The sequence below is a fragment of the Brevibacterium sp. AGC70 genome, assembly GCF_057334195.1.
This window is the reverse complement of the sequence record NZ_JBHFIH010000001.1, coordinates 420,116-433,848: the sequence shown is the minus strand read 5'-3', so window position 1 is coordinate 433,848 and position 13,733 is coordinate 420,116. Positions and strand designations below refer to the sequence as shown.

12 protein-coding genes are annotated in these 13,733 nt (G+C 63.4%); 3 read left to right on the top strand and 9 right to left on the bottom strand.

The window, feature by feature from the left end; translation table 11 throughout:
- Positions 1 to 3: 3 nt before the first annotated feature.
- Positions 4 to 813, bottom strand: coding sequence for a purine-nucleoside phosphorylase (locus ACE03M_RS01950; RefSeq protein WP_485932476.1), 810 nt, complete (start codon positions 811 to 813; stop codon positions 4 to 6).
- A 46-nt stretch (positions 814 to 859) separates the two neighbouring features.
- On the opposite strand from ACE03M_RS01950, the gene ACE03M_RS01945 reads away from it, so the two are divergent.
- Complete coding sequence (locus tag ACE03M_RS01945) at positions 860 to 1,861, top strand: GNAT family N-acetyltransferase (RefSeq protein ID WP_485932474.1); 1,002 nt, start codon at positions 860 to 862, stop codon at positions 1,859 to 1,861.
- Positions 1,862 to 1,945: 84 nt separating this feature from the next.
- Positions 1,946 to 3,445, top strand: coding sequence for an amino acid permease (locus tag ACE03M_RS01940; protein WP_485932472.1), 1,500 nt, complete (start codon positions 1,946 to 1,948; stop codon positions 3,443 to 3,445).
- A gap of 86 nt (positions 3,446 to 3,531) precedes the next feature.
- Here the strand turns inward: ACE03M_RS01940 and ACE03M_RS01935 are convergent, their stop codons facing one another.
- From ACE03M_RS01935 to ACE03M_RS01900, 8 genes are all read right to left on the bottom strand, one after another.
- A complete protein-coding gene (locus tag ACE03M_RS01935) occupies positions 3,532 to 7,227 on the bottom strand; it encodes an FtsK/SpoIIIE domain-containing protein (protein ID WP_485932470.1) in 3,696 nt (1,231 codons plus the stop codon).
- Positions 7,228 to 7,369: 142 nt separating this feature from the next.
- On the bottom strand, positions 7,370 to 7,810 hold the full coding sequence (locus ACE03M_RS01930) for a pilus assembly protein TadG-related protein (RefSeq protein WP_485932468.1): 441 nt from the start codon (positions 7,808 to 7,810) through the stop codon (positions 7,370 to 7,372).
- Position 7,811: 1 nt separating this feature from the next.
- Positions 7,812 to 8,258 (bottom strand): hypothetical protein, encoded by a 447-nt coding sequence (locus ACE03M_RS01925; RefSeq protein ID WP_260848185.1) that lies wholly within the window; start codon positions 8,256 to 8,258, stop codon positions 7,812 to 7,814.
- Positions 8,251 to 8,655: a TadE/TadG family type IV pilus assembly protein gene (locus ACE03M_RS01920; RefSeq protein WP_485932466.1), complete on the bottom strand. Its 405-nt coding sequence runs from the start codon at positions 8,653 to 8,655 to the stop codon at positions 8,251 to 8,253. Before ACE03M_RS01920 ends, ACE03M_RS01925 begins: the two co-directional genes overlap by 8 nt.
- The gene (locus tag ACE03M_RS01915; protein ID WP_485932464.1) at positions 8,652 to 8,885 is read right to left on the bottom strand and encodes a hypothetical protein; all 234 of its coding nucleotides are present in this window, start codon (positions 8,883 to 8,885) and stop codon (positions 8,652 to 8,654) included. The genes ACE03M_RS01920 and ACE03M_RS01915 overlap by 4 nt, the downstream gene beginning before the upstream one ends.
- A 109-nt stretch (positions 8,886 to 8,994) precedes the next feature.
- Positions 8,995 to 9,933 (bottom strand): type II secretion system F family protein, encoded by a 939-nt coding sequence (locus ACE03M_RS01910; protein ID WP_485932462.1) that lies wholly within the window; start codon positions 9,931 to 9,933, stop codon positions 8,995 to 8,997.
- The gene (locus tag ACE03M_RS01905) at positions 9,930 to 10,859 is read right to left on the bottom strand and encodes a type II secretion system F family protein (protein ID WP_485932460.1); all 930 of its coding nucleotides are present in this window, start codon (positions 10,857 to 10,859) and stop codon (positions 9,930 to 9,932) included. Before ACE03M_RS01905 ends, ACE03M_RS01910 begins: the two co-directional genes overlap by 4 nt.
- Positions 10,856 to 12,079 (bottom strand): TadA family conjugal transfer-associated ATPase, encoded by a 1,224-nt coding sequence (locus ACE03M_RS01900; protein WP_485932458.1) that lies wholly within the window; start codon positions 12,077 to 12,079, stop codon positions 10,856 to 10,858. Before ACE03M_RS01900 ends, ACE03M_RS01905 begins: the two co-directional genes overlap by 4 nt.
- 478 nt (positions 12,080 to 12,557) lie before the next feature.
- On the opposite strand from ACE03M_RS01900, the gene prfB reads away from it, so the two are divergent.
- Entirely contained in the window at positions 12,558 to 13,676 is a 1,119-nt protein-coding gene (gene prfB, locus ACE03M_RS01895; protein WP_143923462.1) for a peptide chain release factor 2, read from the top strand.
- Positions 13,677 to 13,733: the final 57 nt, after the last annotated feature.

The following is a 13,733-nucleotide window of genomic DNA, read 5'->3' as shown; positions in this document are numbered from 1 at the left end:
CGCTCAGAGCTTCGACACGATGTCGGCGAGCAGCCGCGAGATCCGCGGGGCGGCGGCGACGCCGGCCTCGATGACCTCGGCATGGGAGAGCGGGGTCTCCTGGATGCCGGCTGCCAGGTTCGTCACCAGAGAGATGCCCATGAGTTCCAGACCGGCCTGACGTGCGGCGATGGCCTCCAACGAGGTGGACATTCCAACGAGGTCCGCGCCGAGGACCCCGGCCATGCGCACCTCGGCGGGAGTTTCGTAGTGGGGCCCGCTGAACTGTGCGTAGACGCCTTCGTCGAGGCTGGGGTCGATCTCCTTGGCGATGGCACGCATGCGTGGGGAGTACAGGTCGGTGAGGTCGACGAAGTTCGCACCTTCGATGGGGGAGGTGCCGGTGAGGTTGAGGTGGTCGGAGATGAGGACCGGTGTGCCGGCGGTCCAATTGCGATTGAGCCCTCCGCAGCCGTTGGTGAGCACCAAGCTCTCGCATCCGGCGGCAGCGGCAGTGCGGACCCCGTGGGCGACGGCGCGCACGCCCTTGCCCTCGTAGTAGTGGGTGCGGGAACCGAGGACGAGAGCGTGCTTGCCGCTGGCTTCGATCCGAATCGTGCGCAGGGTGGCGCCGTGGCCTTCAACTGCGGGCGCGTGGAAGCCGGGGACGTCCGCGGCCGAGATCTCGCTGATCGTCTCGCCGAGGAGCTCCGCTGCGCCTCCCCATCCCGAACCGAGAACGAGAGCAATGTCATGGGCCTCGATGCCGGCTTTGGCGTTGATGGTCGTGGCCGCGGCGCGGGCGGCGGCGGTAGGATCGCTTAAGTCAGTCATGACGCCAAGATTATCAAGTTCTCGACCTGTTCAAGGAGCGCACACAATGCCGATCAGAGACCTGACCGATGGTGACGACCTGCGGTTGAACGAGGTGTTCGCCGACGCCGATACGCCGGCCGCTCATATGGCCAGGTCCCTGTTTCGTCCCTCCTCGGATTCACCCCTGCTGCGATCCGTCATCGCCGAGGTGGTGCCCGAGGTGCCCGTCGGTGCTGCCGCGATCGCGCAGTCCCCACTCCACCCCTACCGGGCGTGGGTCCACGTCGAGGTCGCGAGCGAGGAACAAGGCCACGGTCAGGGACGAGAACTCTTCGAAGCAGTGTGTGCTGAGACTGTCGGGACCGCCCTGGAAGGACTTGATCTGCGCGCGCGTGTACAGGCCGGCAGCCCAGGCGCCGGCTTCGCGCAGGCCCTCGGCTTCGCACCGCTGACGACGACACGGGTGATCAAGGTCGCCGCCGGTGCACTGCCGCCCAGCGGTGGTGGACGTGCCGAAGACCTCGAGATCGTGGCCACCGGATCAGTCAAGCTCACGAAGGCCTTCCTCGCTTGGTACACCGCGGTGAACAAGGACGACGCGGTTGGTCCGCTGACGATCGGTCAGGTCAACAACGCGTTCCTGTCGGAGGCCGCTGGTGCCCATGGTGCCGCACTGCTCAACGGTGAAGCCGGCTCGTCCGAAGACTCCGGACTCAGCGCCTTCGCCGTCTCCTACGCTCGCGAAGCCGACCAGGCTGGTGTCGAGATCACGGATGCGATGCCGGCACCAGGCGATGACGAGGAGCCTCCCACCGAACTCATCATCGGGTCGATGTTCGAAGCCCGTGAGGAGGCCGCCGACACCATGAGCGACCTGTTCACAGCAGCGATCGCCGACGCCGAACTCCTCCTTGCCCGGCTCTCCGTCGATGCCGACGTCGTCCTCGAAGTCACGAGCGGCATGCCGGTGGTCTCCGCGTTGGCCGACCGACTCGTCGAAGCGGGACAGGCCACGGAACTTTACCGCTACGAAACTCTCTCGGGACCGCCCGCCGACGCTCGCTGAGCCGACGTTGCAGGCGGGGCACACCGATCCTTAGGGGGAATTCGGGGTGCCTGACGGGAGAATCTGAGAGAAAGTAGGACACCTGTGTCTTCTGCTGACAGTGGGAGCAGAGAGTCGACCACCCATGGCAATCACACAGAGAACGCGGGTCTGCGCAGGGGACTGACCGCTCGGCACATCCGCTTCATGACTTTGGGTTCGGCCATCGGCACGGGGCTGTTCATGGGGTCCTCGGAGTCGATCCAGGCTGCAGGTCCGTCCGTGCTGGTGGCCTACATCATCGGTGGTGCCGCCGTCTTCATGGTGATGCGTGCGCTGGGCGAAATGCTGGTCCGCCACCCCGTCTCGGGATCCTTCGGCCAGTTCGCGTCGCACTATCTCCACCCATTCGCCGGTTTTCTCGTGGGCTGGACCTTCGTCTTCGAGATGATCCTTGTCGCCGTCTTCGACGCTACCGCCATCGGCGTGTACATGGGCTTCTGGCTCCCTGGAGTTCCGCGCTGGACCTGGGTGCTGGCCGTCGTGGCCTTCATCGCCGCCATCAACATGATCGGCGTCAAGGTCTTCGGCGAGCTGGAGTTCTGGTTTGCGCTCATCAAAATCGTCGCGATCATCGCCCTCATCGCGGCCGGCGTGGCCATCATCATCTTCGGCTTCGGCATCGCCGACCACAATCAGATGGGTCCGCGTGCACTGTTCGACAACGGGGGTGTGTTCCCGCACGGACTCTGGGGTCTCCTCTCATCATTCACGATCGTGATGTTCGCCTTCGGCGGCATCGAGATCATCGGAGTCACCGCCGGCGAGGCGCAGAACCCGAAGAAGGTGCTGCCGGCCGCCATCAACTCGGTGCCGGTGCGCATCCTGCTCTTCTACGTGCTCACCCTCGGTGTGATCATGTGCATCCTGCCCTGGAACCAGATCACCTCGGATATCAGCCCCTTCGTCGCGATCTTCGACTCCGTCGGCTTCAACGCGGCAGCCGCCATCCTCCAGGTTGTGCTCATCACAGCGGCTCTCTCGGCTATCAATGCCGATATCTTCGGTGCCGGTCGGATGCTCCACGGTCTGGCAGAACAGGGGCAGGCACCACGATCCTTCGCCCGCACCACTCGCAACGGAGTGCCGGTGATGACAGTGTTCACGATGATCGTGGCCCTGCTGGTCGGCGTGCTCCTCAACTACCTCTACCCCGACCAGGCCCTGTTCCTGCTCGGCGCATTGGCGACGTTTGCGACAGTATTGGTGTGGCTGATCATCCTCGCGGCTCATCTTCGGATGAAACAGGTGCTGGCGCAGGAGAACCGATTGCGCAGTGAGTTCCCGATGCCGCTGTGGCCCGTGGGGTCCTGGGCCACGGTGGCATTCATCCTCTTCGTCATCGTCATGGTCGGAATCGTGCCCGATTCCCGTCCGGCACTGTGGGTAGGTCTTCTCTGGGTCGGGGCCCTGTGGCTGTGTTACTCCGCCTTCGTCCGGGGTGGGGGTCGTCGGCCCTACCAGCTCATCGACCACACCGAGCCGCTGCCCGCAGGCAGGCACAACGAGAGTGCTGCCCGCAGGCACGCACAACGAGAGTGCTGACTGATCGTCAGCTCGAATCGCGATGGGTCAGGCGAACTCCACCGTGACCCGGTTCGCGCTTGTAGGACCTTCCCGAATAATCGAGGTTAGAACGATTGATTCGAGGTCGCGAGAGAGTCCAGAAGGTTTGCCTGGCTAGGACTGCGACCAGCGGTTCTCTCTGCTGAGAAGAGCCTCACTGCCTGGGTTCGCTGCTCGGTGACGAACCATGCTGTCCCCGGATCCCCGTCGAGTGGCGGCAACCTGAGCAGACCCAGATTGCTGAGGTCCTGCCTACTATGGGCACCGAGGATCAGCATCGGCCCCAGGCCTTGTGCCTTGGCTAAAGCGGAACCGTAGCCGGGAGTGAAGCGCACCGGCATCGTCACGACATGCAGGCCACCGTCGAGGAGATCGAAAGCGTCCGGTTTCGTCTCCAGATGCGCATCGTCATGGACCGTGAGCGCCCGACTGCTGGCTGTTGCTGCAGCGGAGTACGTCTGCTGCAGCATGGCTGCGGTCGCACTCTTGCCAGACTGTGGTGATCCACGGACGCTGAGAACCTCTCCGTCACGGACCGGATTCCACACTACGAGCGTCCCGAAGGGGTCGACTCCCAGCGGGATCCCCGTGCTCGCCGGATCCATTCGCGCGGCCACGTGCCCCGGGGTCGCCGTGAGTCCGCGCCATCGTGGTCCGAAGCTTCCGTGCCTGTCATCGCAGTCGACCCCGTGGGCGATATTCTGCCGGTGCGGCACCAACTGCACATCGGCGCCGTCACCGCCGGCCTCCTGCGCACTGGGGCCGACGAGCACTGCCCTGTATTCGGGCCATGTTCCGACGAACCGCTGCCGAGACAGTCCGACGCTGAGTCCATCACCTCCCGCACCGGGCGGGAAGATCACCTGAGATGTGAAGACCGCGCTTGTGCTCGCAGACGTGCGGCACCCGGCCAACAGGAACGTCAACCCCAACCCAGATCCGTGTTTGAGCAGCCGTTCCGTCTCGACGGCCATCTGGTGGTCCATCGAGTCGATGAACTCATTCCAGTTGCTGCACACAACGATCGTGGCCGGCCGTTCTATGCCGGTGGGCAGGTCTTCTACCGCAGGAGTACGGTGCAGATGGTCGAGGATCGTGTGGAACCGCCACCCGGTGTCCATTCCGCAGGTGACCTCGGCCCAGCCCATAGAGGCTGCGATGCGCCCCAGCGCCACGATGCGGTGAGTCGCAGCGGCATTGGAAGCCATTCGTCGCATGACTGAGGTGATGGCATCAGGATCGGTGCCGACGATGATGATCGAGCCATCGACAGCAGGCGAATATGACCAAGGGCTCTGCTTCTGGTGGCTGGGGATGTCCACGATCCCGGTCACCGTCGTGCCCATCACCCGCGGAACGTTGTCTTCCGAGCCACCCTCACCAGACCATGTTGAGAGCAGCTCAGGGACATTCTCGGGATCGGGCAGTGGTGGGAGAACCACAGCACGAAGTGGATGAGACGAGAGCTGTGATCGGTCGCCGGTCTCACGATGGGCCTGTTGGAGATTGCCGACACGGATTCCGTTGACGCTGTGTTGGATGGGAAGACCTCGGCCGGGCTCCCATGGTCGGAGACGAGGCCGATGACGCACCTCGGCGTTGGCAGACGTGGAGGTGGGGATCGCAACCCGGAACTCAACGACCGACGAACCCGAGTCGAGGCACGCCGCTCCCGGTCTGTCCGGCGGCAGATGTGCGGCATCGTTGACTCCGATGACGTCGAAGGAATCGGCGTCATCGCGCACGCGCAGGCACACCCTGATGTTGATATTGGCTTTCATCTGTCCGGTGACGACGCCGAGCGGGCGCTGCGTGGCGAGTATCAGATGCACTCCCAAGGACCGGCCCAGCGCTGTCAGGTGCTCCAACAGATCAGCTGCCTTCGGATGAGTCGACATGAGTGCGTGGAATTCGTCGATGACGACGACCAGCCTCGGCGGGGGATCATCGAGTTCGAGGACATCGGAGCATCCCTGGTCGGCCAGGAGCCGCTCGCGTCGGGTGATCTCGGCACGGACGGAGACCAATGCGCGGAAGGCCGCTGCCGAATCGAAATCGTCGAGGACGCTGTCCGTGTGCGGAAGGTGCTCCAACGGGGCAAATGTCGCCCCACCCTTGAAATCGATGAGAACGAACGTCAGCCGCCGAGGCGGATGTTCCAGAGCCATTGCGAGCAGCCAGGTCTGGAGCAGAATGGATTTTCCGCTGCCGGTCGTCCCCGCGACGAGGGCGTGGGGGCCGTCGTTGAAGAGGTCGAGAGTGACGTCCCCGTCGTGTCCGCGTCCGATCGTCACCGGTCCGGGAGGAGTACGTGCCCAGCGGTGGCGAATGGCTTGTCGCTCGTCATCGTAGAGGTCGCCGAGGCCGTGGTTCGGCAACCTCTCGGCTCCGGTCCTGCTCGCCTGTCGGTGGTCGAGGGTGAGGAATCGGCCGGGTGGCATGAGTGCGGCGATGAGCGTTCTGCCCGGCACTGGGCCGTCTGCTGCCGATGAGTCGTCGGTGTGTGCCTGGGCCAGACTGCCCAGTGACAGCGAGATCGATGCGGTGGGCGCGGGTGCGTGCAGCTGCAGCGTCGTCGGATTCTGATCGGCCATGTGCACGCCGATCGTCGACTCGCTCTGGTCCTCGTGGTCGAAGCAGGTTCCCTGCAGCTCGGGCAGTCGGAGCAGTTCTGAGGAAGGGAGCCAGTCGTAGGTGGAGTCGGCCAGCCAGGACAGGGCCATGCGACGCAGCTGTTCGTGATCGCCTGTGACAGTCACCGAGGTTGTGCGCGGGTCGATGCGCAGCGGCACATCGTCGATGATGACCGCTCCATCGAAATGATTGGTGCACTCGCGAAGTTCATCGGCAATCGTGATGGGGCTGCGAGCAGATCCGAAGCCGAGGCACAGACCCGAACCGGTCTGCAGCCAGAGTCTGTGTTCGGCGACCGCAGAGTCCAACCTCTGCCGTGCTGCATCGACCGCTGCGCGTCGGTCGATGACACATTGAGCGCAATCGCGGACGTACCGACGTTTCTCCAAGACGTAGGCGACGTATCCGGAGATCGGTGCGGAGACGCTGAAGAGGAGGAACCACCACATTCCGGTGACGAGCGCGAGCACTCCACCGATGGCGATGGGGATGAGGAAGGCCCACCATTGGGGAGGTTTCGCGGGGCGAGGCTCGTCGATGGGAGCGGGCGCCACATGGGTGGGCTCTCGCCCGGGGCTGGTGGAGTCTCGAGGAGGTGGTAGGCGTGAGGGGGCTTCACTGGGCCGGGTTCTGGCAGGGGAGGTCGGTGAGAAGATCGTGGTGCCCAACGATGAGAACGTCTGTTCTCTGGCAGGTCCGAGCTCCAGTCGCGCCGGCTGGCGGGACATGCAGGGGTCGACGATGGTCAGACAGTCGGGATGGCTGATGCGGCTGAGCAGAGGGGAGCGGGGGTCGATGCCGATCGTGAATCCCGAATCGGGTCCCGCGAGCACCGAGACGGAAGCAGATCCGGATCCGCGACAGAGAGCAGAGACTCCGAGGACTGTGACAGGGTTCAGCGACTGCCACCGCCCCCAAGCCATGGATTTCACCATGGTCTCAGGGTTCTCTCGTGCGCCGGAGTCCTCCGGCAGTCGGTTGCCTGCGACGAGATCGGCCGAGGTCAGGATAGGACCGAAGACGGTGCGAAATACCTCAAGGACGGGCAGCTCAGAATCTGCCTCGATCACATCGGTGCGAATGTGCGCGTTTGCGTCGATGCGATGAATGAGGCCGAACGTGTTCATGCTCTCAGGATCACGAGCCGTGTCACACCGGGCAAGGGCGTCTCTCACGACTGTGGACAAGGAGGCTGTGTCCACAGGCTATTCGAGCAGAAGTGGGGGAGAGATCAACAGGAGAACACGTCGGAGTCGTTGGATGGGATCATCACGAAATGCGCAGCGAACCACGAGCGTATGCGGTGGCCTGCAGCTCGATGAGGTCGGGGACGAAACGTGACAGCAGTGCGGGTGTGTAGTCGGCTCGCAGGCGGATCACGACCGAATGCTGCCCGTCCGCATCGGCGCTGAGCTCCACATTGTGCAGCCCCTGCGGGGTCGGCACGGCGGCGATATAGCGACTGGCGGCCCGTTTCGCCGCAGGGGGTGAGAACACGAGCCCGGGCTCACTGCCGGGAGCCGGTTCGAACGAGTCGGAGGCGGCCAGTGCCGCAGAATCCGCCACGCTCTGCAGTTCCCGTCTGGTCATGTGCAGATCCGTCAGCGCTGCGATGAGGAAGGCCAGAAGCAGGGCGATGACGACGAAGCCGATCGCCAGTGGAGTGATCGACCCTTCATCGGCGTGGACCCGGTGCTGCTTTTGTGCCATCTCAGGCCTCACCCGCGGTGGCGACGACATCCGTGTGGGTGGCACGAAGAGTGATGTGCGGGGCATGCTTGGTGCCGAAGAGGAGCGGGAACCCGGGCAGAGACACCTTCGTCTCGACTCGTGCGGTGATGAGGGAACCTGCCTGTCCACAGGGTCCAGAGCATGAGTAGTCGATGGTGATGGGAACACCGGTGAGTCCGAAATCGGTGAAATGCATGTCGGCAACCTGGTGGGCCCTGCGTTCAGAGGGGTCGGCATCGCGGGCGGCGATCCGGGAGGCCGAGATCGCTGTCGACGTGGTGGCATAGCTGGCGGCCTGGAGCTGGGAGATCGCGAGCATGAGATAGACGACGGGGATGAGTAGCACGATCGAGGCGAAGATGAATTCGATGACGGCCGTGCCCGCATCGGAGGGCTCCTCCGGCATCTGCGCGTGAGTCTCAGTCACTGTCGACGTCCTCAGCGATGGACCGTCCGCTCAGATCCCACACCTCGGCGGGGCCCCACAGGCCGAGGACGGGCAACGGCGTTCGCACCCTGACCTTGACGACGTCGACCTGCCCGCGCTTGACCGTTGTGACGATGATCGACTGAGCGTAGCGCTCGCCGACAGACACGGTGATGAGCTCGGAAGTCAGGCGTTTGCCGTCGGCCATTGACTGATCGGCGAGGCTGGCTTGGCGGGCACCAGCGATGGCCGAATCGATGACGGTGTTGCGGACGTGGATGACCAGACCGATCTGCAGGGTTCCGGCCAGTACAAGGGCCAGGAGCGAACCGATGAGGGCGAACTCGACGATCGCGGAACCGGAATCAGCCCGGGCCTCGCGCGCCTGGTGACTCACCCGGCGCCCCTGACCTTGTTCATGGCGTCCTGGAACATCGAGGTGAAGGCTTCGCCGGCCAACGCCCACAAGGCGACGACCAAACCTGCTGTCATCAACGTGATGAGGACCCAGCCGGGAACGTCACCGCGGTCCGGTCGGTCACCTCGGCGCTCGCCTCGGCGGTCCGGGTCTTCAGTTGAGAGGCCGATGACGAACACAGCGAATCGGTTCATCAGGTGGTGGAACATGGTGTCTCCTTCTGTGGTGCAATCGGTTTGCGGGGTGATCAGATGGTGAGGCGATCAGACGGTGGCAGGACCGGGCTGAGAGCGCGTCGGCTCAGGTTATGGGCTCAGATCATGGACTCAGGTCGAGGACGGTGAGTGAGGGAAAGACGGCGAAGATGACGGTCACCGGGAGCACGAAGACGACCACAGGCACTAACATTCCGATCTCCTTCTTCCCCGACAGCTCGAGCAGACGACGGCGCGACTGTTCCCGCACATCGGCAGCTTGGGCACGGAGGACCTCCGCCAGCGGGGTTCCGCGGGTCATCGACACGGCCAGTCCGTCGACGAACTGAACGATCTCGGGGATGGCGATCCTGGTGGCCATCGAGTCGAGTGCATCGACGAGCGGTGTCCCGGTTCTCGTCGTCGCCAGGGCTGTGCGCAGCTCATCGACCAGGTCTCCCGAACAAGTGCGGCACACCCGTTCGAGTGCTTCGACGATTCCCTCACCAGCGGTGATGGACAGTGCAAGGAGTTCGGCGACGGTGGGGAACTCTGCGAGGACGCGCGACTCGTGACGGGCGGTGGCTTGGCTCAGGCGCCAGTCGTTGGCGATGTGTCCGGCGATGCCACCGCTGATGATGAGAACGAGGGTGACAACGGGGGAGAAGCCGCGGTGTGCCGAGAGCAGTCCGGCCACGCATCCGGCGGCGATCATTCCGGCCAGAATGCTCAGAACCTGATTGATTCGGAAGCGTTCCAGAGACGCACCCCCGCCGAGGCGGTTGATCCGCAGGCTCAATGTTGCGTCGGTGGTGATCCGGGATGTCACCCACATGGTGGCGCCGAACGTGGCGGACTTGAGCAGTCCCAGCAGCCCCTCCTTGCGGGGAGTCGGCGGAGCGTAGATATCGACCAATGATTCCTGATCACGCAGATACGGTGCGATGCGAGATGACAGCGTTGGTCGGCGCAGAGGCGGCAGGGAGAGGACGAAGACGCAGAGCGCGAGCCCGTTGAAAGCCCCGAGGGCAAGGATTGTGAGCGGATCGGTCAGCGCGCTCACAGCACCTCACTGCCCTCGGCCGAGCGGCGGAACGACGATGAGGACAGGGACGATCCTTCAATGACACGCGGCTCTTGCGGGAGCCTGCCGATGCGCTTCATCGCCTGATATGCCAGCAGCGAGACGACGAATCCGGAGGCGAGGAGAAGCAGACCGGTCTGGGAGTTGTAGGCAGCCGCTGTCTCTGGCCGGGTCGACAGGAACGCGAGCACCACCCAGGGAGCGGCCACCGCCAGACGGGCACCGTTGACCGTCCACTGCTGCCGGGCGGAGAGTTCATTGCGGGTGCGTGCGTCGTCGCGGACGAATTGGGCGAGTGCTCGCAGCATCGTGCCGAGGTCACTTCCGCCGACCTGCCTGGTCACGCTGAGTGCGACGACGATCCGGTCGGCCACAGGGTCGGCGCTGACCTGGCGGAAGCGTTCGAGTGCGATAGCGAATGAACCGCTGGCTCGATATTCCTCGGCGAAGACCTCGAACAGCGGTCGCAGCGGTTCGGGCCCGCGGTGGGCCAGCGAACTCAGGGCCTCGGGCAGCGACAGGCCGGCGCGCACACCGGAATTGAGATGGTCGAGGGTCTCGGGCCACAGTTCGCGGCGCATCACCTGTTTGCTCCGAGCACGATGTTGGAGCAGTCTGTGCGGCAACCATGAGGCGAAGAGGCCGAAGCACAGAGCGATCGCCCAGGAACCGGTGAGGACGGTGGCGACGACGCTGATGATGATGAAGACGGCGATCGAGATCAAGATCAGGTGGCCCGGGTGCAGCCGTGGGAAGCCGGCCCCGGTGAGCATGTCGTCGAGTTCGCGTACCCATCGTCGCTGCACCCGTCTTTTCGACTGTCGCTGCCACAGCGATATCCACAGCAGGAAGAGACCGGCGCCGAAACACGCGCCGATGAGAAGGCTGAATTGGGAATAGCTCATGCGGCTTCCAGAATGGAATGGAGATCCTTGCCGATGGCGGAGAATCGTTCGCCGAGGTGGCCGAACCCCTGTCCGCGGACCAGTTGTCCCTGTGGCGAATGGAAGATCGTGTCGAGTTCGACGACGTCGCCTTCGACGCCACCGGGGACGGCGCAGATCTCACTGACGAGACGGGTCCCATTCGCATCACGTCGCAGGTGGACGACCACGTCGATGCTCACTGCCACGGTGGGGACGACGAAAGACGAGGAGATGTTCGCCCCGGCGAGAAGCGGCAGAGTGCAGATCTTCGTGATCGCGGCGCGGGCAGAATTCGCGTGGATCGTTCCCATGCCGGGCAGCCCCGAGTTCAAGGCCACGAGCAGGTCGAGGCTCTCGGCCTCACGGACCTCCCCGACGATCATGCGGGTCGGTCGCATGCGCAGAGCTTCCTTGACCAGTGAGCGCAGGGTGACCTCGCCGGTACCCTCAAGAGACGGTTGGCGACACTGCAACGGAACCCAGTCGCGGCTGGGCAGGTTGAGTTCGAAGACCTCTTCACAGGAGATGATGCGCTCTCGGGCGGGAATGGAACCGGCCAGAGCATTGAGCATGGTGGTCTTGCCGGCCTGAGTTGCTCCGGAGACTAAGATATTCGCACCGCTGGCCACTGCCGCATCAAGGAATCTGGCGGCCGCCGGTGTCAGGGATCCCTGGGCGACGAGGCCGGCGAGGTTCCGCGGGCGCTGAATGAATTTCCGAATGTTGACCGCAGGAAAGGAACGGGTGATGTCGGGCAGGACGACATGCAGTCGGGAGCCGTCGGGAAGCATTGCATCGACGAAAGGTTGTGACAAGTCGACCCTACGACCCGAGGTGCGCAGCATTCTCTCGATGAGATCATCGAGTTCACCTGCGGTCAGTTTCGTCGTCGTCAGCTGATGGAGTCCGTCGATGGCGATGAAGACTTCACTGGGGGAGTTGACCCAGATCTCTTCCACCCGGGGATCATCGAAATAGTCCTGCAGCGCACCGAAGCCCGAAAGCTGGTTGTCGATCGAACGAAACGTGGCTTCCTTGTCTTCCAAGGGCGGAAGATCCGCGACCAGGCTGCGTTCGTCGTACTCAGAGATGACAGTGCGAATGACCTCTCGCGAGCGTTGCATATCGGCGCGAGGGTCCACATCGAGGTCTCTGATCCTCTTATGAACTTCGCTCTTGATGACCTCGGTGGCTTCCACATTGAACCCCTGGCGTCCAGAATACGAATCATGTTTCTAACAGCTGGATTTGTTTTTAACCTATATGTAGTCGAATCAAGAATCCAGTGATTCCCCGAATCTGTGGATAACTCTCTTCGTGACATGGAAATGTCATACCTGTAGTTTCAGCACGAAGATTTCGAATCGACTCGCCACTGCATTCGCATTGCACATTCCCGTAATCCGGTATAGATTCTCATCACTGTTGCAGTGGCTTTCCGCTCAAGCCTCGCGCACTACGGACCGCGTCACCGGCGGGATGACTTGATCTCCTGCTGGTGACGCTCATTGATCTCCTGCCGGTGGTGCTGAATTGCGTCGGTGCCCACCGGATCCCGCGCCGAGGTGGTGCGACATGACGTACCTCCTCGGCGCCGGTCATCGGTGGGGGTCAGGGGCGAGGGGCAGGGGTGAGGATTCAAGCCTGAGGGCCGCGATGCACTAGGCTGGACTCATTATGGCCATTGATTATTCTGCTGAAATCGCCAACCTCCGTCAGACCTACAAGGCGATCCTGGATGTGTCTGATCTGGACAACCTTCGCTCCGAGGTCGCCGAGATGACGGAGCAGGCATCGGCGCCGTCCTTCTGGGACGATCCGGACTCGGCTCAGAAGATCTCGGCCACGCTCTCGCACAAGCAGGGAACCCTGGAGAAGCTCGAGAAGTTCGGTGAACGCATCGACGATGCCGAGCTCCTCATCGAGATGTCCGAGGACGAGGGCGATGAGGACTCGAAGGTCGAAGCCGAGCGTGACCTCAAGAAGCTTCACGACCAGTTGGCCGAGCTCGAGATCTCGACGCTGCTCAACCACGAATACGACGAGCGTTCGGCCGTTGTGACTGTGCGCTCCGGCGCCGGCGGCGACGACGCCACCGACTGGGCGCAGATGCTCATCCGCATGTACATCCGCTGGGGCGAGAACCGCGGGTACAACGTGCAGCAGCTCGACACCTCCTACGCTGAGGGCGCGGGCATCAAGTCCGCCACGATCCAGGTCAATGCTCCCTACGCTTATGGAACCTTGTCCGTTGAGGCAGGCACCCACCGTCTTGTGCGTATCAGTCCCTTCGACAACCAGGGACGTCGCCAGACTTCCTTCGCCGCTGTCGAGGTTGTGCCGCTCATCGAATCCACCGACCACGTCGAAATCGATGAGAACGACCTGCGCATCGATGTCTACCGGTCATCGGGTCCCGGCGGTCAGTCCGTGAACACGACCGACTCGGCCGTGCGCATCACGCACGAGCCCACCGGTGTTGTCGTGAGCATGCAGAATGAGAAGTCCCAGATCCAGAACCGCGAAGCCGCGATGCGCGTGCTGCAGTCACGCCTCCTTGACCTCAAGCGCAAGGAAGAAGCAGCGCAGAAGAAGGAACTGGCCGGTGACATCAAGGCCAGCTGGGGTGACCAGATGCGCTCCTACGTCACCCACCCGTACCAGATGGTCAAGGACCTGCGCACAGGTTACGAGGTCAACAACCCCTCGAACGTCTTCGACGGTGACCTTGACGGCCTCATCGAAGCCGGAATCCGCTGGCGCAAGGAGCAGGAGATGGCCGAAGAGGCTTCCTGACCTTCGCAGGCGAGAGCCTGCCCCGAACGAGATGTGGGGGGGGGGGGGGGGGGGGGG